The sequence below is a fragment of the Kurthia populi genome, from assembly GCF_042686175.1.
Taxonomy (GTDB): Bacteria; Bacillota; Bacilli; order Bacillales_A; family Planococcaceae; genus Kurthia; species Kurthia populi.
This window is the reverse complement of record NZ_JBHUOR010000044.1, coordinates 40,812-61,814: the sequence shown is the minus strand read 5'-3', so window position 1 is coordinate 61,814 and position 21,003 is coordinate 40,812. Positions and strand designations below refer to the sequence as shown.

22 protein-coding genes and 1 pseudogene are annotated in these 21,003 nt (G+C 41.4%); 17 read left to right on the top strand and 6 right to left on the bottom strand.

Going from position 1 to position 21,003, the window contains the following annotated elements:
• Positions 1-68 precede the first annotated feature (68 nt).
• From aceB to ssuE, 9 genes are all read left to right on the top strand, one after another.
• Positions 69-1,664: a malate synthase A gene (gene aceB / locus ACFSY7_RS09555; RefSeq protein ID WP_380147693.1), complete on the top strand. Its 1,596-nt coding sequence runs from the start codon at positions 69-71 to the stop codon at positions 1,662-1,664.
• Positions 1,665-1,684: 20 nt separating this feature from the next.
• Positions 1,685-1,810 carry a protein YhfH gene (yhfH, locus tag ACFSY7_RS09550; RefSeq protein ID WP_020189310.1) on the top strand — a complete coding sequence of 42 codons (126 nt, stop codon included), beginning with the start codon at positions 1,685-1,687 and terminating at the stop codon, positions 1,808-1,810.
• Positions 1,811-1,944: 134 nt separating this feature from the next.
• Complete coding sequence (locus ACFSY7_RS09545) at positions 1,945-2,199, top strand: hypothetical protein (RefSeq protein WP_199754666.1); 255 nt, start codon at positions 1,945-1,947, stop codon at positions 2,197-2,199.
• Between the two features lie 37 nt (positions 2,200-2,236).
• Positions 2,237-2,896: a potassium channel family protein gene (locus ACFSY7_RS09540; RefSeq protein ID WP_126990829.1), complete on the top strand. Its 660-nt coding sequence runs from the start codon at positions 2,237-2,239 to the stop codon at positions 2,894-2,896.
• A 353-nt stretch (positions 2,897-3,249) separates the two neighbouring features.
• Positions 3,250-4,038, top strand: a complete 789-nt coding sequence (locus tag ACFSY7_RS09535) for an ABC transporter ATP-binding protein (RefSeq protein WP_020189313.1) — start codon at positions 3,250-3,252, stop codon at positions 4,036-4,038.
• 12 nt (positions 4,039-4,050) lie between these two features.
• Positions 4,051-4,863, top strand: a complete 813-nt coding sequence (locus tag ACFSY7_RS09530; protein WP_020189314.1) for an ABC transporter permease — start codon at positions 4,051-4,053, stop codon at positions 4,861-4,863.
• A gap of 12 nt (positions 4,864-4,875) precedes the next feature.
• Positions 4,876-5,883: an ABC transporter substrate-binding protein gene (locus ACFSY7_RS09525; protein WP_380147692.1), complete on the top strand. Its 1,008-nt coding sequence runs from the start codon at positions 4,876-4,878 to the stop codon at positions 5,881-5,883.
• Between the two features lie 41 nt (positions 5,884-5,924).
• On the top strand, positions 5,925-7,265 hold the full coding sequence (locus ACFSY7_RS09520; protein WP_380147690.1) for an LLM class flavin-dependent oxidoreductase: 1,341 nt from the start codon (positions 5,925-5,927) through the stop codon (positions 7,263-7,265).
• 11 nt (positions 7,266-7,276) lie between these two features.
• Complete coding sequence (gene ssuE, locus ACFSY7_RS09515) at positions 7,277-7,819, top strand: NADPH-dependent FMN reductase (protein ID WP_380147689.1); 543 nt, start codon at positions 7,277-7,279, stop codon at positions 7,817-7,819.
• A gap of 129 nt (positions 7,820-7,948) precedes the next feature.
• On the opposite strand, the gene rnjA is transcribed toward ssuE, so the two are convergent.
• Positions 7,949-9,616 (bottom strand): ribonuclease J1, encoded by a 1,668-nt coding sequence (rnjA, locus tag ACFSY7_RS09510; RefSeq protein ID WP_020189321.1) that lies wholly within the window; start codon positions 9,614-9,616, stop codon positions 7,949-7,951.
• Positions 9,617-9,829, bottom strand: a complete 213-nt coding sequence (locus ACFSY7_RS09505) for a DNA-dependent RNA polymerase subunit epsilon (RefSeq protein ID WP_020189322.1) — start codon at positions 9,827-9,829, stop codon at positions 9,617-9,619.
• Positions 9,830-10,049: 220 nt separating this feature from the next.
• On the opposite strand from ACFSY7_RS09505, the gene ACFSY7_RS09500 reads away from it, so the two are divergent.
• On the top strand, positions 10,050-10,829 hold the full coding sequence (locus ACFSY7_RS09500) for a Cof-type HAD-IIB family hydrolase (protein WP_020189323.1): 780 nt from the start codon (positions 10,050-10,052) through the stop codon (positions 10,827-10,829).
• A 49-nt stretch (positions 10,830-10,878) separates the two neighbouring features.
• On the opposite strand, the gene def is transcribed toward ACFSY7_RS09500, so the two are convergent.
• A complete protein-coding gene (def, locus tag ACFSY7_RS09495) occupies positions 10,879-11,430 on the bottom strand; it encodes a peptide deformylase (protein ID WP_020189324.1) in 552 nt (183 codons plus the stop codon).
• Between the two features lie 324 nt (positions 11,431-11,754).
• Between def and pdhA the strand changes: the two genes are divergently transcribed.
• From pdhA to lpdA, 4 genes and pseudogenes are all read left to right on the top strand, one after another.
• Positions 11,755-12,870 carry a pyruvate dehydrogenase (acetyl-transferring) E1 component subunit alpha gene (pdhA, locus tag ACFSY7_RS09490; RefSeq protein WP_126990824.1) on the top strand — a complete coding sequence of 372 codons (1,116 nt, stop codon included), beginning with the start codon at positions 11,755-11,757 and terminating at the stop codon, positions 12,868-12,870.
• A gap of 3 nt (positions 12,871-12,873) precedes the next feature.
• Positions 12,874-13,787 (top strand): annotated as a pseudogene (locus ACFSY7_RS09485) (alpha-ketoacid dehydrogenase subunit beta).
• Positions 13,788-13,887: 100 nt separating this feature from the next.
• Positions 13,888-15,231 carry a dihydrolipoamide acetyltransferase family protein gene (locus ACFSY7_RS09480; protein ID WP_380147687.1) on the top strand — a complete coding sequence of 448 codons (1,344 nt, stop codon included), beginning with the start codon at positions 13,888-13,890 and terminating at the stop codon, positions 15,229-15,231.
• A 5-nt stretch (positions 15,232-15,236) separates the two neighbouring features.
• Positions 15,237-16,652 (top strand): dihydrolipoyl dehydrogenase, encoded by a 1,416-nt coding sequence (gene lpdA, locus ACFSY7_RS09475; protein WP_020189328.1) that lies wholly within the window; start codon positions 15,237-15,239, stop codon positions 16,650-16,652.
• 270 nt (positions 16,653-16,922) lie between these two features.
• On the opposite strand, the gene ACFSY7_RS09470 is transcribed toward lpdA, so the two are convergent.
• Positions 16,923-17,537: a DsbA family oxidoreductase gene (locus ACFSY7_RS09470; protein ID WP_380147686.1), complete on the bottom strand. Its 615-nt coding sequence runs from the start codon at positions 17,535-17,537 to the stop codon at positions 16,923-16,925.
• 12 nt (positions 17,538-17,549) lie between these two features.
• Positions 17,550-18,374 carry a pirin family protein gene (locus ACFSY7_RS09465; RefSeq protein ID WP_380147685.1) on the bottom strand — a complete coding sequence of 275 codons (825 nt, stop codon included), beginning with the start codon at positions 18,372-18,374 and terminating at the stop codon, positions 17,550-17,552.
• A gap of 161 nt (positions 18,375-18,535) precedes the next feature.
• Between ACFSY7_RS09465 and ACFSY7_RS09460 the strand changes: the two genes are divergently transcribed.
• The 3 genes from ACFSY7_RS09460 to ACFSY7_RS09450 all read left to right on the top strand — a co-directional run bounded on the left by ACFSY7_RS09460 (position 18,536) and on the right by ACFSY7_RS09450 (position 20,118).
• Positions 18,536-19,078, top strand: coding sequence for a TetR/AcrR family transcriptional regulator (locus ACFSY7_RS09460; RefSeq protein ID WP_020189331.1), 543 nt, complete (start codon positions 18,536-18,538; stop codon positions 19,076-19,078).
• Positions 19,079-19,162: 84 nt separating this feature from the next.
• The gene (locus tag ACFSY7_RS09455; RefSeq protein WP_020189332.1) at positions 19,163-19,942 is read left to right on the top strand and encodes an SDR family NAD(P)-dependent oxidoreductase; all 780 of its coding nucleotides are present in this window, start codon (positions 19,163-19,165) and stop codon (positions 19,940-19,942) included.
• Positions 19,943-19,953: 11 nt separating this feature from the next.
• The gene (locus tag ACFSY7_RS09450; RefSeq protein ID WP_380147684.1) at positions 19,954-20,118 is read left to right on the top strand and encodes a hypothetical protein; all 165 of its coding nucleotides are present in this window, start codon (positions 19,954-19,956) and stop codon (positions 20,116-20,118) included.
• Positions 20,119-20,159: 41 nt separating this feature from the next.
• Here ACFSY7_RS09450 and ACFSY7_RS09445 read toward each other — a convergent pair whose 3' ends face one another.
• Entirely contained in the window at positions 20,160-20,996 is an 837-nt protein-coding gene (locus ACFSY7_RS09445; protein WP_020189334.1) for a TetR/AcrR family transcriptional regulator, read from the bottom strand.
• Positions 20,997-21,003: the final 7 nt, after the last annotated feature.

Here is a 21,003-nt window from a genome sequence, read left to right as displayed (position 1 = left end):
TAAAGGAAATCGCTTACAGCCGCAGTATAGATTATTTTTATATCTTACACTGGGGAAGGGGAATTCACATGCAACAACAAACGACTGCACATATCCGTATTATAGGGGAACAAAATGACCATACAGCGCGTGTACTGACACCAGAGGCATTACAGTTTTTAGCGTCACTTCAAAAAAACTTTAATGAGCGCCGTATGGCATTAGTAAAGGCGCGTGAAGAGCAACAAGCGCGTCTAGATGCTGGGGAGCAGCTACATTTTTTAGAAGAAACGAAGAGCATTCGTGAAGGAGATTGGACGATTGCACCACTACCAGCGGACTTACAGGATCGTCGTGTAGAAATTACAGGACCTGTTGATCGTAAAATGGTTATCAATGCATTGAATTCTGGTGCGAAGATGTTTATGGCTTGCTTCGAGGATGCGACAAGCCCAACGTGGGAAAATATGATTGATGGTCAAATTAATATGGCCGATGCGATTCGTGAAACGATTTCATTTACAAATGATGCGGGGAAAGAGTATCGCTTAAACAGTGAGCATGCAACCTTACTTGTACGTCCTCGTGGGTTACATTATATCGAAAAGCATATTGAAATCGACGGCGAGCCAATGTCAGGGAGCTTATTCGACTTCGGTCTGTATTTCTTCCATAATGCAAAAGCTGCACTCGAGCATGGCACAGGCCCATACTTCTATTTGCCGAAACTAGAGCATCATTTAGAAGCGCGCTGGTGGAATGATGTCTTCAATTTTGCACAGGATGCACTTGATATTCCTCGTGGGACAATTAAAGCGACGGTATTAATTGAAACGATTACAGGCGCGTTCCAAATGGATGAAATTCTTTATGAATTACGCGAGCATTCGGCAGGTCTTAACTGTGGTCGATGGGATTATATTTTTAGCTACATCAAACGCCTTCGTAATCAAGAAGGGGTTATTTTACCAGACCGTGGTCAAGTGACGATGACATCGCCGTTTATGCGTGCGTACACATCGCTATGTATTCAAACCTGTCATAAACGTAATGCTCCGGCAATTGGTGGGATGGCGGCTCAAATTCCAATTAAAGATGACCCGGCGGCAAATGACATTGCGTTCGCTAAAGTACGTGAGGATAAAAAACGTGAAGCGATGGACGGGCATGACGGCACATGGGTAGCTCACCCGGGCTTAGTACCAGTTGCGATGGAACAATTCGATCAATACATGCCAAATGCCAATCAAATCGATAAAAAACGTGAGGATGTACAAGTGTCAGCAGAAGATTTATTAGAAGTACCAGAGGGCACAATTACAGAAGAAGGCTTACGTATTAACTGTAGTGTGGGCATTCAGTACATCGCGTCGTGGCTTCGTGGTCAAGGGGCAGCACCGATTCATAATCTAATGGAAGATGCAGCAACTGCAGAGATTTCGCGTACACAAGTGTGGCAGTGGATTCGCATGGAGGCTGGTAAGCTCGATGATGGACGCGACATTACGCTTGAGTTAGTCGAGCAAACGATTGAAGAGGAGATGCAAAAGCTAAAAGACCAATTTGGTGAAGCGGCGTACAATGCATCGAAATTTAATGAAGCTGTACGAATCTTTAAAGATTTAGTGCAGCAAGATGAATTTGAAGAGTTCCTTACGCTTTCGGGATACAAACAACTAGCTTAACAAAAAATGGAGGGATTTTGATGGAAAATCGTCAAAGAGAACCAAAAATTTGTTGTGAATGTGGTAGTGAAATCCGAGAAAAAGTAGAGTCAATTCATACGCAGTGTGAGCGCTGTATTGGTCGAGATGATGAACACCAATCGTAGTGCTTTCATATAAAAAATTAACCCTTTCCTAACGTCAGCAAGGAGTTGTCTAGTACCTGATTATTTCAGGCTTTTAGACAACTTCTTGCTTTTTTGTATGCTATACTATACTGACGAATAAGGGGGAGTTAGCGTTGGATCGTGCAGCGATTGAAGGGACTTTTTTAGCGATGGATCGTCGTCTCATTGACGTAGAGGATTTACGCGATTATTGTCCAATGTGTATACAGCTACTGCGCTTTTCGGATGACTATGATGCATTGTACTGTGCTACTTGTAATGAATGGGTAGAGGTAACATGCGATGACCCGACATGTGAAGCATGCGAGCGTCGTCCAGAAAAGCCTTTAGATGAGTGTGGCAATGAACGACATCGAAGTGCTGAATAACGTGTCGACAGTGAAAAAATAGAATCGAGGTATTTTCATGGAAAAGGAATTTGTTGTCATTGGCCTAGGCCGCTTTGGCGGAAGTATTGTAAATGAGCTTGTTAGTCAAGGAGCCGATGTGATGGCGATTGATAAGTCATCGGAGCGCGTCAATGAATTTGCGCAAATTGCAACCGAAGCCGTAACAGCGGATACAACGGATGAAACGGTACTAAAACAATTAGGTATTCGTAATTTTGAGCATGTGATTGTCGCGATTGGTGATGATATTCAGGCGAGTATTTTAACGACGATTATTTTAAAAGAAATCGGTGTACCAAAAATTACGGTGAAGGCACAAAATGATTATCACGAAAAAGTGCTACGTAAAATTGGTGCTGACCATGTTGTCCACCCAGAGCGTGATATGGGGATTCGTGTCGCAAATAATATGCTATCAAATAATGTATTAGATTATTTAGAAGTATCGGATGAGCACTCAATCGTCGAAATTCAGGCGACCCATCATTTAGAGGGTCATACAATTATTGGTATGGATATCCGCGCACGCTATGGTATTAACATTATGGCCATCAAGCGAGGTAATGATGTTATCGTGTCACCACAGGCGGAAGAGGAAATTCATGAAGGTGATATTTTAATCGTTATTGGTGCAGATGCAGATATTAATCGTTTTGAGAAAAAAATGATGCATTAAAAGAGGCTGGGACATATGTATAAAAACAACCTCCCATATGAGCATAAGAAAAACCGGAATCGCGCTGTGGTGCGGTTCCGGTTTTTCGTTGCGAACGCTAAAAAAGGAAAATAACGTATTCTGGCCCAGTCACTTTTTTAATACGAATTTAAAATATTCAGAAAACTACTTGCGCAAAAAAGGAATAGCTGTTAAAGTATTCCTATCAAGTTAATAGGCTTTAGCGTTTAAAAAATGCTCACTGGACAACCAGAGGCTTTCGTACCGGAAGAATAATTTCTTCGGGCACGGAAGCCTTTTTTTACACCTCAATACCTATTAAACCACTAAGAATTATAAGGAAGGCGATGTCGATGAAAAATAAAATCTCGTTTGAGTTTGTCGAAAAAACATTTCCAGCACGAAACGGCAAACCACCATTCACAGCAGTGTCAGATGTAAATTTAAAAGTTCGCGAAGGTGAATTTTTAACAGTAGTAGGGCCTTCGGGTTGTGGGAAGTCGACATTGTTAGATATGCTAGGTGGTTTAACGAAGCCAACGAAAGGACGCATTTTAATTAACGAGCAGGAAATTACAGGACCGGGTTTAGATCGTGCTATCGTTTTTCAGCAATATGCTTTGTATCCTTGGCGTACGGCACTACAAAATGTGGCGTTTGGCTTAGAGGCGAAGGGCATTTCGAAAAAAGAACGGCTACAGCAGGCAAAATATTATATGGATTTAGTCGGTCTTCAGCAATTTTATGATCATTATCCAAATGAATTATCAGGAGGTATGAAGCAGCGCGTCGCGATTGCGAGAAGCCTCGCCTATGATCCGGAGGTGCTATTAATGGATGAACCGTTTGCGGCACTTGATGCACAAACGCGTGAAAATCTACAGGAGGAGCTTGTGCGTATTTGGCAAAAGACTGGAAAAACGATTGTCTTTATTACACATGGCATTGATGAGGCAGTGTATTTAGGTCAGCGTATTGCGGTGCTGTCAGCGAATCCAGGAAAGGTCAAAACGATAATCGATAATGATACGAAGCACCGACTACAAGATGCTGATTTTCGTTCAAGCAGTGAATTTTCAAGCATTCGTCATCAGGTATGGAGTGAGCTGCATGAGAAGGAATACCAGGGGGCTTATATTTAAAGGAGGAATTGGATGGTTACGATTAAAAAAGCTATCGCAAAACCAGCGCAGGAAACGAGCGGATTTACGATAGGCACAAAGCTATTTAAGCAATCCATTGTATTAGTTGTACTACTTGCTTTATGGGAGATTGCACCGCGTATTGGTTTAGTGGACCGCGTGTTTTTCCCGCCATTTTCTGAAATCGCAAAAACGTGGTGGCAGTTGCTTGTCAGCGGCGAATTATGGAAGCATTTTAGCGCGAGTATTGTGCGCTCAGCACTTGGCTTCTTTATAGCAATTGCAGTTGCGGTACCACTTGGACTACTCATTGGTTGGTATCCACTAGCACGTGAACTCTTTAATCCAGTGCTTGAGCTTTTCCGTAATACGGCAGCACTTGCGCTATTACCGGTCTTTATTTTATTACTTGGCATCGGTGAAGTATCAAAAGTGGGCATTATTATTTTCGCATGTATTTGGCCGATTTTATTAAATACGATTGCGGCGGTACGTGATGTCGACCCGCTGTATATTAAATCTGCAAAATCGATGAATTTATCGGATTTTCAGTTATTTAAAAAAGTCATTTTACCAGCCTCTGTGCCAACGATTTTTACGGGCATTCGCATGGCAGGGACAGGGGCCATCCTCGTACTAATCGCCGCAGAGATGATTGGCGCAAAGGCGGGGCTTGGCTATTATATCACCTTCACACAATACAATTTCCAAATTCCTGAGATGTATGCGGGAATTTTAACAATCTCACTTTTAGGAATTGTCATTAACCAAACATTACTTGCAATCGAAAAGCATTTTTCAAAATGGAAACAACCAGTGAAATAGGGGGAATCAATAATGAAAAAATTTGCAGCATTGCTGAGCGCAGCAGTAGTGGCGGTGTCACTTAGCGCTTGTGGTGACAAGACAGAGGACGCTACATCAAAGGCGGCGGATGGTAAGTATCCACTGCGTTATCAAGGAGAGACGGGGATTGTAAACCCAGCAGAGGTGGCGCAGGATTTAGGCTACTTTAAAAAAGTGTCGCTCGATTATCAGGGAGCTTATACGGGTGGACCGGAAAGCATTCAATTTGTGGCGACGAAGCAGTTAGATTACGGGATGTCCTTTAATGGCGCGATTTTAAAATCCATCGCCAAGGGTGTCAAAGTGAAATCGGTCGTGACATCGTATGGTAGTAATGAAAAAGTCTTTCTTGGCTTCTTCGGCAAAAAGGGCACAACGATTAAAGAGCCCGAAGATTTGATTGGTAAAAAAGTGGCCGTTAATATTCGGGGAGCGCATTATGAGATGGCCATTCGAGAATACTTACATACATCGGGCGTTAGTGATGCGGATATTGAAAAAATTGAGTTCGTGACGATGCCACAAGTGAATGCGGAGCAGGCCGTTATTAACGGGCAGGTCGATGTCGCCGCACTGAATGGTGTATTTCGTGATAAGGCTGTAGAACGTAAAAAAACGCAACTCATTTTCCGTGATATGGATGCTTTTTCAAAGGCTTATAATGCCGGTAGCTACTTCTTTACGACCGAGTTTATTAAAGAGAATCCAGATGAGGTAAAAGATTTTACACAAGGTGTGGCGAAGGCCATCGAATGGATGAATACGACTGAGCGCGATAAAGTGGTCGAGCGCTTAGAATCGATTATGGAAAAACGTGATCGTGATGAGCCAATTGAAAATTTACAATATTGGAGTGGCACAGGTATTGCGACAAAGGGTGGTACATTTACGGATGAGGACTTCAGTCGCTGGATTGAGCCATTACAGCGTGTGGATGATTTACCAGCAGGGAATATTGATACGAAATCGATGTATACGAATGAATTTAATCCGTATTAAGTATGTTTTAATACCAAGTAAATAAATAGGAGATGTTGAATATGGGGAATACCAAACAAATGAAGCTAGGGGCATTCTTTTTTTTACCAGGACATCATTTGGCGTCATGGCGCTATCCATCAGCTAAAACAAACGAAGCGTTTACGTTTGATTTTATTAAAGAGCAGGCGCAATTAGCCGAAAAGGCGAAATTTGATATGGTGTTTTTCGCCGATGTTTTTGGTGAAGAAATTGTTGAAAATGACCGCTCGGGCTTGAAGTTTGATCCGATTGTATTAATTTCAGCGCTGCAAGCTGTGACAAAAAATATTGGCTTCGTCTCAACGGCAACGACAACTTATAATGAGCCCTTCCATCTTGCGCGCAAATTTGGCTCCATTGATCACTTATCGGGTGGTCGCGCCGCATGGAATATCGTCACATCATCGAATGGCAAAGAAGCTTCCTTATTTGGTAAAGACCATCATTTAGAACATGCGCGTCGCTATGAACGTGCAGAAGAGTTTGTAGAAGTGACCAAAAAGCTTTGGCATTCTGTTGAAAAAGAAGCGCTCATTTTAGATAAAGAAAGTGGCCAATTTTTAAATAAAGCAAAAACGCATCGCGTCGAGCATCATGGCGAATGGTTTGATGTGGAGGGCTATTTGGATCAGACGGAAACACCGCAAGGGCATCCAGTGCTTGTGCAGGCGGGTTCATCAGAAGCAGGAAAAGAGTTTGCAGCAAAAACCGCAGAAGTCATCTTTACAGCTTGGCAAACACTTGAAGCGGGGCAGCAATTTTATGCAGATGTGAAAGGACGCCTCGCAAAATATGGTCGTCATGCGGATGATTTAAAAGTGATGCCGGGTGTGTTTATTACAGTAGCGAAAACGGAAGAAGAGGCGCGGGCTAAGCAACAGCAGCTCAGCTCGTATATTTTGCCAGAGGTCGGCTTAAAGTATTTGTCTGGTGTGACTGATTCTGATTTTTCACAGTATGACATTGATGATGCTTTTCCACTTGATGCACCGAATGCGGACCCATCTAATCCACGGACGCGCTATCATGTCATTCGAGATTTAGCAGTTCGAGAAAATCTTGTGACGATTCGTGAGGTATATGAGCGCGTAGCTGGTGCTCGTGGACACCGAGAAATTGTCGGAACGCCAACGCAAATTGTCGATCAGCTAGAGGAATGGTTTGTAAATGGCGCTGCGGATGGCTTTAATATTATGCCACCTCATTTCCCAGAAGGTTTTACCGATATTATTGACCTTGTTATTCCAGAATTACAGCGCCGCGGACTATTCCGTACAGAGTATGAGAGCACAACATTACGTGGAAACTTAGGCTTGAAAACACCCACTGCAGCTGATGTTTTAGGTGCAGTTACACAATAGGAGGGCTATACATGACAAAAGCAATTTTAATTAATGGCAGCAATACAGTTTATTCACGGTTAACCGGGGTGCAGCAGCAGGCGGAACAGGCTTTGCAGGCACATGGCATTGACACAGAAATCTTATATGTCCATCAGCTACCGGCAGAGGATTTAATTTTGGCGAATTTTGGTAGTGAGGCGATTAAGACGGCGACTGCAAAGGTCGAAGCGGCAGATATTGTCGTCATTTTAACGCCGATTTATAAGGCAGCGTACACGGGAATTTTAAAAACCTTCCTGGATTTGATTCCGCAAAAGGGCTTAGAAGGAAAGCTAGTGTGGCCGATTGCGATTGGCGGCTCTATTGGGCATTTACTAGCGATTGATTATGCACTGAAGCCCGTTGTGACAGTGCTTGGTGCAACACATATTGCGCATACCGTCTTTGTAGTAGACAAGCAAGTGACAAAGCTAGCGGATGGTCATTACGAGGTGGATGCAGCGGCACGTGAACGTATCGCACATCAGGCTACTTATATTGCACAGCATGTACAAATTGCCACGCGCGTGTAAAAAGAAGCTGAAAAAAAGAACTGACCTAAACATCTGTGACTATATATTTTGCAAAATAAGGAATAATTATAAAGTTTTTTTCGCAACAAAAAAGGCTTGGAATATATATTCCAAGCCTTTTTATTATAATCAGACTTCCATGATGATCGGTAAGACCATTGGACGACGTTTTGTTTTTTCGAATAAGTACGGTGTTAAGATATCCGTAATTTCGTTTTTAAGTTCAGACCATTGTGGTGATTTATCTTGCAGTGATTGTTGCAAGTTGCGGTTCAGCATTTGCTGCGCCTCATTAATCATTGAGCCTGATTCACGCATGTAAACGAAACCACGTGAAATAATGTCAGGACCAGACACAAGGCGTTTTGTTTCCATATCGATGCTTACAACAACGATAACTAAGCCTTCTTCTGAAAGAATGCGACGGTCACGTAAAACGATGTTACCGATATCACCGATACCGTTACCATCGATGTATACATCACCTGATGGAATACGACCTGCAACATGTGCAGAGTCTGAGCTTAATGCTAATACTTCACCGTTTTCCATAACGAAGATATTATCTTCAGGAACATCACAATCAATCCCTAATTGTTTGTGCATGCTTTGCATGCGGTATTCACCATGGATTGGCATGAAGAATTTAGGTTTGATTAGGCGAAGCATTAATTTTTGCTCTTGTTGAGAGCCGTGACCAGATGTGTGGATATTATTAATCGCACCGTGAATAACGTCAGCGCCTGCACGGAATAGCAGGTTGATGATTTTGTTCACGCTTGTTGTATTCCCTGGAATTGGTGAAGAAGAGAATACGACTGTATCATCTGGTTGGATTTGGATTTGGCGGTGCGTACCATTAGCAATACGAGAAAGTGCTGCCATTGGCTCACCTTGCGAACCCGTACATAAAATCATGACTTCGTTCGCTGGCAAACGGTTAATTGTTTGCGCATCAACAAATGTTTCTTTTGGTGCTGTAATATAGCCAAGTTCGCGACCGATTGTAATCGCGTTGTCCATACTACGACCAAATACTGCAACTTTACGACCGTGAGCTGCAGCAGCATCTGTTACTTGTTTTAAGCGGTGAATATTTGATGCGAATGTCGCAAAGATAATACGACCTTCTACTTTACGTAAGATTTCGTCAATTGACTCGCCAACTTTACGTTCAGACATGGTGAATTCAGGACGTTCAGCATTCGTACTATCAGATAGTAGGCAAAGAACGCCTTCTTTCCCGATTTCAGCCATTTTTGTTAAGTTAGCAGGTTCACCAACTGGCGTAAAGTCAAACTTGAAGTCACCTGTATGCACAATATTACCAGGCGGTGTTTTAACAACAACACCTAATGCGTCTGGAATACTGTGCGTTGTGCGGAAGAAGCTAACCGATGTTTTACGGAATTTAATCACATCTTCCTCTGCCACTTCAATTAATTTTGTTGTGCGTAGTAGACCATGCTCGTCAAGTTTGTTACGTAAAAGACCAAGTGCTAATTTACCACCATAAACAGGAATGTTAATTTGGCGTAATAAATAAGGAATACCACCGATGTGATCTTCGTGGCCATGTGTTACGAATAAACCTTTGATTTTGTCTACATTGCGTTTTAGATACGTGTAATCAGGGATTACATAATCGATTCCTAGAAGATCATCTTCCGGGAATTTAATTCCTGCATCAATTAAGATAATTTCATCTTGGAATTGAATTGCATACGTATTTTTGCCGATTTCGCCCAGTCCGCCGAGTGCGAAAACAGCAGTTTGGTCGTTTTTGACAAATTTCATCTAGTCAAATTTCTCCAAACGGTAGTTTTCACTTGCTTGTTCATATTCTAGGTAGTTACCTTCAAGCAATTGAATTAATTCGATGTTGTAGTTACGATCTTGAAGTTTTTCACGTACTTCACGCACGTCAACCGCTTCAAGATATAGGCTTTTAGTATTTTCGCGAACTGGTACCTCAAGCTTGTTTTCTTGGTAATAAACTTTGTAAATCATTGTGTTATTGTCTCCTTTAATACGTTCAAAATAATTGCATTTCCTTTATATTATCATGTTAGTCCTTTAAAATAAAGAAAAGCCCTCCATAAAAATGGCCAGGGCGCATGAAACGTTTGCTCAATTTTATTAGCCATTTTGTGCTAATAATTCAGTAAAATATTTTACAGAAAAATTTTTTTGATGTAAAGAGCATATCGACATAGAAGGAGCGTGCCAGATGGAAAAGAAAATTTTATTTTTTGATATCGACGGAACACTATACAATTCAAACAAGGAGCTACCACAAGCAACGCGTGAAGCAATTGATGCAGCACGTGCGAATGGTCATGAGGTGGCGATTGCAACGGGTCGCTCACCTTACTTTTTAGAAGAAGTAGCGAAAGAGCTCGCTGTAGATTCGTATGTGAGTTTTAATGGACAGTATGTTGTATACAAAGGAAAATTAATTTCAGGAAGTCCACTGCCGCTTGAAACGATGGAGCGCATGGTGGACATGGCGTATAAAGAAGATAGTCCGCTTGTCTTTTTAGACGACGAAAAAATGTCTTCTACTATTAATACGCATGAAGTACAAGTTAGCATGGACTCATTATTTTATCCGATGCCGACTGTAGCGCCAAAAGCGTATAGCCTAAAACCAATTTATCAAATTTTACTTTACGGTGATGCGGCGGTTGAAGCAGATTATCGTAAGGCGTTTCCTGAGCTGCATTTTATCCGCTGGCACGAATATTCATTAGATGTTATTAATAAAGGCGTTTCAAAGGCGTATGGCATTGAGCAGTTTTTAAAACATACGGATTTTGAAGCAAAAGATGTCGTCGTTTTTGGTGACGGCTTAAATGATAAAGAAATGCTTGAGGCCTTTTCAGAGCGTGGCATTAGTGTGGCGATGGGCAACGGTGTAGACGAAGCAAAGCGCGCCGCGACATTTGTGACGGACCATGTCGACCATGATGGCTTATCAAAAGCGATGAAAAAAATTGGGTTAATTTAAAAAAAGGAGGACGCCTATTGTAGGTGTCCTCCTTTTATATAGATAAAACTTAATCAAGTGGATGTGAATCTTGTGCTTCAAAGAATGGATTTTCTTTGTTGATATGGTCATAGAACATCACACCATTTAAGTGATCTAATTCGTGCTGGAATGCGATCGCTGGTAAATTTTTAAGACGCATTTTATGTTCATTACCATCTAAATCAAAAAATTTCGCCGTAATACGTTGTGGGCGAGGTACATACCCTGGTACTTCGCGGTCAACAGATAGACAGCCTTCACCAGTTGGTAAATACGCTTTTTCCACTGAATGACTAACGATTTTTGGATTTACAACAACCATGCTAATTAAGTTACCTTTATCATCTGGTAGGTGAAGTGCAAAAATACGTTTACTAACATTTACTTGTGGGGCGGCAATGCCGATACCCGAGCGTAAATCGTATTTTTCCATTAATTCAGGGTCCTGACTATTAATAAGGAATTGTAATAAGTCTTCGCCTAATTGTTTTTCGTCGTTTGTAAGAGGGAATGCTAATTCTGTAGCTTTTTCACGTAAAGTCGGGTGACCTTCGCGAATAATGTCTTTCATTAAAATCATCGTTCAGTTCTTCCTTTCGTTTCGCTATGTTTTTAGTATACATGACTAAGCGTATCGTGCAATAACGGAAGCTTCGTGAAATGTGTACTAATGCTGTATTACCATTTTTGGGACAAAAAATGACCCTGATATAGTACAGTGTTATAAATTAATGTAATACAGTACAGATGATTTTTTAATGGTGTAGTAAGAAAAAAGTTTAAAAATCAAGCTAACTATATGATTGACGAACGAAATTCTATTATGTATACTAAGTTCATGAATTAGTTGTACTAATAAAAAACAACATTAAATATAATACAGTTTCAAAGGAGATGTGAGAGAATGTCAGCAAACAAATCAATTTTCGATGCCGTAAAAAACTTACAAGAAATCGAAGAAAAGTTTGAAATGGTTCAAATTTTGAACGAAGAAGGGGAAATCGTTAGTCCGGATTTAGATCCACAACTATCAGATGAAAAATTAGTCGAATTAATGCGCCGTATGGTCTTCACGCGTATTTTAGACCAACGCTCAATCTCATTAAACCGCCAAGGTCGCCTAGGATTCTACGCACCAACAGCAGGTCAAGAAGCATCACAAATCGCTTCTCACTACGCATTAGAGAAAGCGGACTGGATTTTACCAGGCTACCGTGACGTACCACAAATCGTTTGGCATGGTGTTCCGTTATCACAAGCATTCTTATGGTCACGCGGTCACTTTGCGGGCGGTCAATCACCTGAGGGCGTAAACGTATTATCACCACAAATCATTATCGGTGCACAATATGTACAAACTGCTGGTGTGGCATTAGGTTTACAAAAACGTGGTAAAGAAGCAGTTGCTGTAACATACACAGGCGATGGCGGTTCTTCACAAGGGGACTTCTACGAAGGTATTAACTTTGCAAGTGCATTCAAATCACCTGCTGTATTCATTATCCAAAACAACCAATTTGCGATTTCAACACCTCGTCATTTACAAACAGGTGCGAAAACATTAGCGCAAAAAGGGATTGCAGCTGGTATTCCAAGCATCCAAGTTGACGGTATGGACCCATTAGCGGTGTACATGGCAACGAAAGAAGCGCGCGACCGTGCAGTAAGAGGCGAAGGCCCATCATTAATCGAAACAGTATGTTACCGTTACGGTCCACATACAATGGCTGGTGATGATCCAACACGTTACCGTACTTCTGAAACAGACGAAGAGTGGGGCAAAAAAGACCCAATCATCCGTTTCCGCAAATACCTAGAAGCAAAAGGTTTATGGGATCAATCAAAAGAAGAGGCTGTGATTGAAGATGCGAAAGAGCAAATCAAAGCAGCAATTAAAGAAGCAGATAGTGTTCCAAAACAAAAAGTAACAGACTTAATTTCAATCATGCATGATGAAAACAGCATGCCTGCTAACTTAAAAGAACAATATGAAATTTACGCAGAGAAGGAGTCGAAATAACCGATGGCACAAATGACAATGATTCAAGCAATTACAGATGCTCTACGTTGTGAGTTAAAAGACGACGAAAACGTATTAGTATTCGGTGAAGACGTCGGCGTAAACGGCGGTGTATTCCGAGCTACTGAAGGTTTACAAAAAGAATTCGGCGAGGGTCGCGTATTCGATACACCACTTGCAGAATCAGGTATTGGTGGTTTAGCAATCGGTTTAGCACTTGAAGGCTTCCGTCCTGTTCCTGAAATTCANGTTCAGGTGGCAACTTAAGCGCACCTGTAACAATCCGTTCGCCATTCGGTGGCGGCGTGCATACACCAGAAATGCACTCAGATAGTTTAGAAGGTTTAATTGCACAACAACCAGGTATTAAAGTAGTTGTACCCTCAACACCATACGATGCAAAAGGTTTATTAATCGCTTCAATTCGCGACAATGACCCTGTTGTATTTTTAGAGCATTTAAAATTATACCGTTCATTCCGTGAAGAAGTTCCGGAAGAATCATACACAATCGAGCTTGGTAAAGCAGATGTGAAACGTGAAGGTACAGACCTTTCAATCATCACTTACGGCGCAATGGTTCACGAATCATTAAAAGCGGCAGAAGAGTTAGAAAAAGAAGGTCACTCAGTGGAAGTAATCGACTTACGTACGATTCAACCACTTGATATTGAAACAATCGTGGCATCTGTTGAAAAAACAAACCGCGCAATCGTTGTACAAGAAGCACAAAAACAAGCAGGTGTCGCAGCACAAGTAATTGCTGAAATTAACGAACGTGCCATTCTTTCATTAGAAGCACCTGTACTACGTGTCGCAGCACCTGACACAATCTATCCATTCCCACAAGCTGAGTCAGTTTGGTTACCAAACTACAAAGATGTGTTAGCTACAGCTAAAAAAGTTTTAGAATTCTAATAAAATTAAAGAGAGCATTTGCGCAAATTGTGTAAATGCTTCTCTATTATCATGAAAATAAACGTTTTTTGAAAATAGATATTAGGAGGGTGAATTGCACATGTCATATAAATTCCGCTTGCCAGACATCGGTGAAGGTATTCACGAGGGAGAAATCGTTAAATGGTTCGTTAAACCAGGAGACAAAATTGAAGAGGATACAATCTTAGCCGAAGTACAAAACGACAAGGCAGTCGTAGAAATCCCATCTCCAGTAGAAGGTACAATCGAAAAAGTTCTTGTAGAAGAAGGTACACTAACAACAGTAGGTACGATTTTACTTGAAATTGACGCACCAGGATATGAAGATTTAGAGCTTCACGGTCATAAAGATGACGAGGAAGCAACGGAAGAGCAAGTTCAACAATCAGCTGAACAAGCAGCACCAAAAACAGAAGAAGCGCCAAAAGAAGAAGCACCGAAGAAAGAAGTTTCTAAAGAAGCATCTGAAGCAGAAACTGTAAAACCTGCTGGCACAAACCGCGTTATCGCAATGCCTTCTGTTCGTAAATTTGCGTGTCAAAACGACGTTGATATCACACAAGTAACAGGCTCTGGCAAAAACGGTCGCGTGTTAAAAGAAGATATCGAAGCATTTAAAAATGGTGGTCAACAAGCAGCCGAAGCACCAGCTGAAGAAGCAGTAACAACCGAAGCACCAGCTACTGAAACAAAACAAGCACCAGTTGTTTCAGAAGGTGAATTCCCAGAAACACGCGAGAAAATTTCAGCGATGCGTCGCGTTATCGCAAAAGCAATGGTTAACTCAAAACATACAGCACCGCATGTAACATTAATGGATGAAGTCGATGTGACAGAACTTGTTGCACACCGTAAGAAATTTAAAGCAGTAGCGGCAGAAAAAGGAATTAAGTTAACATACCTTCCTTATGTAGTTAAAGCCCTTGTGAGCGCTTTACGCGAATTCCCGGCATTAAATTGCTCGTTTGATGACGAAACAGAGGAAATTATTACGAAACATTATTATAATATAGGTATCGCAGCAGACACAGAGCGTGGCTTACTCGTTCCGGTCGTAAAAAATGCGGATCGCAAATCTGTTTTCGCCATTTCAAATGAAATTAACGAATTGGCAGACAAAGCGAGAAATGGTAAACTAGCATCGAATGAGATGAAAGGTGCATCATGCTCAATTTCTAATATCGGTTCTGCAGGTGGTCAATGGTTTACTCCGGTAATCAACCATCCCGAAGTTGCTATTCTTGGTGTTGGCCGCATTGCGGAAAAACCAGTTATCAAAGATGGTGAAATTGTCGCAGCACCTGTGTTAGCATTATCATTGAGCTTCGATCATCGCATGATTGACGGGGTTACAGCTCAAAATGCTATGAATCTAATCAAACGCTTATTGAGCGATCCTGAATTATTATTAATGGAGGCGTAAAACAAATGGTAGTAGGAGATTTCCCAATCGAAACAGACACAATTGTAATTGGTGCAGGCCCTGGTGGGTATGTTGCAGCGATTCGCGCAGCACAACTAGGACAAAAAGTAACAGTTATTGAAAAAGAATATGTAGGTGGCGTTTGCTTAAACGTAGGTTGTATCCCATCTAAAGCAATGATCTCTGTAGGTCACCGCTATGTACATGCTAAAGAATCAGCAGACATGGGTGTTGTCGTGCCAGAAGTACAACTTGACTTCGCTAAAGCACAAGCATTCAAAGAAAGCGTTGTTAAGAAATTAACAGGCGGTGTGTCTGGTTTATTAAAAGGTAACGGTATCGAAGTAGTTATGGGTGAAGCTTACTTAAACTCTGCTAACTCATTAACAGTTGCAACTGAAACTGGTTCACAACACTATAACTTCAAAAACTTAATCCTTGCTACAGGTTCACGTCCAGTTGAAATCCCAACGTTCAAATTCTCTAAACGTGTTCTTAACTCTACAGGTGCTCTTAACCTTACTGAACTACCAGGTAAACTAGTAGTAATCGGTGGTGGTTACATCGGTACTGAGCTTGGTTCAGCATACGCTAACCTAGGTTCTGAAGTAACAATCCTTGAAGGCGGCAAAGACATCTTAGCTGGTTTCGAAAAAGCGATGACTCAAATCGTGAAAAAAGGCCTTAAAAAGAAAGGTGTTACTGTTGAAGTTGGCGCTCTTGCACAAGGCGTTGAAGAAACAGAAACTGGCGTTACAGTAAACTACGAAGTAAACGGCGAAGCAAAATCTGTTGAAGCTGATTACGTATTAGTAACTGTAGGTCGTCGTCCAAACACTGACGAAATGGGTCTTGAAGAAGCGGGTATCGAATTCGGCGAACGCGGTTTATTAAAAGTTGATAACCAAGGTCGTACATCAGTACCAAACATTTATGCTATCGGTGATATCGTACCTGGCTTACAATTAGCTCACAAAGCATCTTACGAAGGTAAAGTTGCTGCTGAAGCAATCGCTGGCGAAACATCAATCGTAGATTACTTAGCAATTCCTGCTGTTTGCTTCACAGATCCAGAAATGGCAACTGTTGGCTTAAACGAAGAAGAAGCGAAAGCTGAAGGCTTCGAAGTTGTAACAGGTAAATTCCCATTCGGCGCAAACGGTCGTGCGTTAGCACTTAACGAAACGGAAGGCTTCGTAAAATTAGTAGGTCGTAAAGAAGATGGCTTATTAATCGGTGCTCAAATCGTTGGTGTTGGTGCTTCTGATATGATCGCTGAAATGGCAACTGCTATTGAAGGCGGCATGACGTTAGAAGATATCGCGATGACAATCCACGCTCACCCAACTTTAGGTGAAATCACTATGGAAGCTGCAGAAGTAGCACTTGGTAACCCAATCCATATCTTAGGTAAAAAATAATTTTAATTAAGTAAAAGCCCTCGACTTCGGTCGAGGGCTTTTTGTGTTAATGAAAAGAGCGTTTGAACGGACATGAAATTTAACTTAAAGTGCAAACCGTTCAACTACTATCTAATACGTGGATTTTGATAAAGTTCATGCGAGTGGCATACCGGAAAAAGATGCTACAACGAGTAGCGAGCTTACGAGCGAGGAGGCTTTAGCATGAATCAGTTCTTCATCACATGTTACCTAATAAAAAAACAACTCCATATAGGAAGTGTTTTTTTATTATGCTTTAATGGCTTGTAAGAATACAGAAAGTGGTTGAGCACCTGTTACAAGTTTATTGTCGAATACATAGCTCGGCACACTGTGAATGCCGTTTTGTGCAGCTTCTTGGCGGTCTGCATCAACTTCTTGTGCATAGGCATCTGAATGAAGGACCTCTTTTGCAGCAGCGACATCAAGATCTGCTTCTTCGACGATTTGTAGTAAATCACTTTCTTTATTTAAATCTAAGCCGCGTGTGAAAATCGCAGCGAAGAAGCGTTCTGTCATATCTTGTGCTTTGCCGAACTGTGCACTCCGTTTTGCAAGGCGATGTGCATTTTTCGTATTTGGTGCAAGCATCGTGTCGTAATTGTATTCAAGACCGTATTCCTGAGCGGCTTGGTCACGAAGGCGTGCAGTTGTTGCCATTGTTTCCGCTGGTATTTTGCCGAATTTTTTCGCTAATAAATCAACGGTACGCATCGTATTTTCAGTTGGTGCCTCCGGTGTTAGCTGGAATGCTTTCAATTCAAACTCAATCGGCTCGTCACTTGCTTCGATGACCTCATCTAAACGACGTTTTCCCATATAGCTAAATGGACAAGTAAAATCTGCATAAAATTCAATTTTCATTTTCATTTCCTCCTAGTAAGGTACGCCTTCTAAAAACGTCCCGTTGCGATAGCTTGCAAATGCTTCATTTATTTCTTCCTGTGTGTTCATAACGAATGGACCTTGGGCGATGACTGGCTCTTTAATTGGCTCGCCGCTAAAGACGATAATCGTTGCATCTTCTGTTGCTTCGATGACAATGACATCCTCATTTTTAGTGATATCAAAGTGAACCGTATCAAATGCTTTTAATGCTTCGCCGTTAATACTAAATTCACCATCAAGTCCGTATAAATACGTATTAAAGCCGGCATTAACAGGGAACTCGTAGCGAGCACCTTTTTCAAGTTTTACTTCTGCAAAGATAAAAGGTGTTAATAACGCAAGTGGAGAAGTAGTGCCATCCACGTCACCAGCAAAGACCGTTACTTGACCGCCATCAATTGCTTTTACGGGTGCGTTGTCATGTGGTAAGTCTTGATAATTACTTGGTTGTTTTTTATTGTCAGATGAAAGATTCACCCAAAGTTGTAGCACGCGAACTTCTTCGCCTGGGTCTGGATTTTCATTATGAATAATGCCACGTCCTGCGGTCATAATTTGGAAGTCGCCTTCTGCTAATCTACCACCGCCGCCTGTTTTACTATCATAATGTGTTAAGCTGCCTTCTAAAACGTATGTCACTGTTTGCATCCCTTTATGTGGGTGATCGGCAAACGTGTTATGCGCAAATTTGTCATCTGCTAAGATGATGAATGGATCATTGTCCATTGGGTCGCGTAATTGCAAAACATAGCGTAAATTACGGCCGTCTCCACGTTGTAATGTGATGGATTGAATTGTATGAATTGGTAACATAGTGATTGCCTCCCTTGAATGTTTCAAACAGTTGTTTTATAAGCAACAGCTGTTGTATAGTTATACTATAAAGCGAAGTGGCAAATGCTACAATAAACAATTACCAAATTTTGTCACTTACACAACACTTTTGAAAAATTGTTGCTGAAAGGATGACGATTATGACAACGCAAACAACCGACCCACGTGCGATTCGTACACGCCAGCTCATTATTGATGCTTTTAATCAATTAATTAAAATGAAAAATTTTGACCAAATCTCGGTGAAGGATATCACAGAGCTTGCGACGATTAATCGCGCGACGTTTTATGCGCATTTTGTTGATAAGTATGAGCTATTAGATAGTGTATTAACGGAACAAACAGGTGCCGTCATGAAAACGTATTTCACATGCCAGGAGCAGCTGAGTACGGATTTAATGAAGCGCATGTTTTTATCAATTGTAGAGATTCATGAATCGATGAATACACACTGTAGACGAGGGTATAATACGTTTACACAAATGATTGAGGAAAAAGTGAAGGGCCAACTAGAGCGTATTTTTGCCAATTTACTGCATGGGCAAAAGCTCGATGCCATTGTGCTGAGCTGGGGTATGTATGGTGCGTATGCAGACTGGGATATAGGTAGTACGGTTCGTGCAGAGGACTATGCACAGGAAGTTGCTGAAAAATTATGGGCATTTGTTCAGCCGTCCGCATGATTTCGTCGTAGTTCCTACAAGGTTCCTTCACAACTTCTCCATGTTCATTTGCTATAATAATAGGAAACGAAGGAGGAGACTGTTATGCAACTAGGTTTAGCTGGTAAGGTCGCTATGATTACAGGTGGCAGTAAAGGCATTGGACTTCAAACCGCACTACAGTTATCACAAGAAGGTGTACGCGTGGCCATTTGTGCGCGCGATGCAGCAGGTCTTGAAAAAGCGAAACGCTATCTTTTCAATGAAACAGGTCAAGAGGTGTTTACCGTTGTTGCAGATATGACAAATAAGGCAGATTGTGCGCGCTTTGTCGCAGAAACGGTAACGCATTTTGGACAGCTCGATATTTTGATTAATAATGCAGGTACCGCGGCCGCAAAGGCTTTTGATGATGTGTCAGAGGAGCTTTGGGAGCAAGATGTCGCACTAAAAGTATTCGCTGCCATTTATACGATGCGTATGGCCTTGCCGCATATGAAAACACGTGGCGGAGCGATTGTGAATGTCACCGCTATCGCCGGCAAAACCCCAGGTGCAAACTCTCTTCCAACGTCGATGAGTCGTGCTGCAGGACAAGCGCTTGTCAATGCAGCGAGCAAGGACTTAGGAAAATATAATATTCGTGTCAATACGGTGTGCATTGGGCTCATTCGTAGCGCACAAATCGAACAAATTTGGAAACAATCGCATCCATCGTTAACGTGGGACGAATTTTCTGCTAAAATGGGCGAAGACATTCCTTTAGGGCGTATTGGAAAAACGGAAGAGGCAGCAAATGTCATTACCTTCCTCGTTTCAGATGCGGCTTCATACGTGTCAGGTACCGCCGTCAATATTGATGGCGGGAAGGCACCTTCATTATAGGAGGAGATTTTGTGAATACAGGCAAACTATGGCTTATGTTTATCATCATTGCGGTGGTAACATTGGTCGTAACGTTTTTAACAGCTAAATTCCAAAACACAGGTATTCTATTAGTCTGGTTACTAATTGTTGCTGTTGGTTTTGGGTACACAGTGTTTAAAAAAGTACGCAGTTAACTAAAAAAGAGAAATCGTGCAATTGCGCGATTTCTCTTTTTTTAAAGTGTTTGCTTAAGTAAGGTAGCGAGCCATTGTAATTCTTTTTCCTGCATTAAATTATTCGTCATGCCTGCTAACAGAGCTTTACGTGGCTCGTCGCGCTGCAATTCCTCTTTTAATACAAGTAAGGTCTCCTTATAAAATGGGTGGTCATCATATAAGACAAGGCAGCGCTCAATTTCTTCTAATTCGATGATCGTCATTTCCTCAGGCTTAAAGTGGAAGGGGGATTTACGATTACTTTCATATAATTCCGCGTTCACAAAAACGGCTAGCTCTGCCTGTGCTAGAGCATCTAGACAGTGCATAATATGCGACGCCACGTCAGCAAATTGATACGGAATTTGCTTATTAAAGAAAAATTCACCGAAGCCTTTAATGAGCCCGTTTAAATAAATTGCTAAATCATATACTTTTTCTTTCGGTACGAACGGATAGGCATCCTCTAAAAAAATTAAAACATATTTTTCAATCTGTAGCCCAAACTGCGAAATATGGGCCAATAAATCATCGTTTGAGATAGGTTGATTTTGTAAATACATAATAACAAGTGGGGCATGCTGTTCTAATATTGAAAAATTATAAGCACAGTATCGCTCAAGCCGTTCATGCGAAGAAATCTCTTCATCATTTAATTGTTGGATATGAACAATGACCTCACGAATAATACTATCGACAATCGCAAGCATCAATGCATCCTTTGATTTGAATGATAAATAAAAGGCACCTTTTGATATTTTACAAGCTTTTGTAATATCTTCGATGGAAGTTTGTTCGATCCCTTTTGTCGAGAATAATTCTTTTGATTTTTGGATAATCAGCTCTTTTTTCGACATGGTCGTA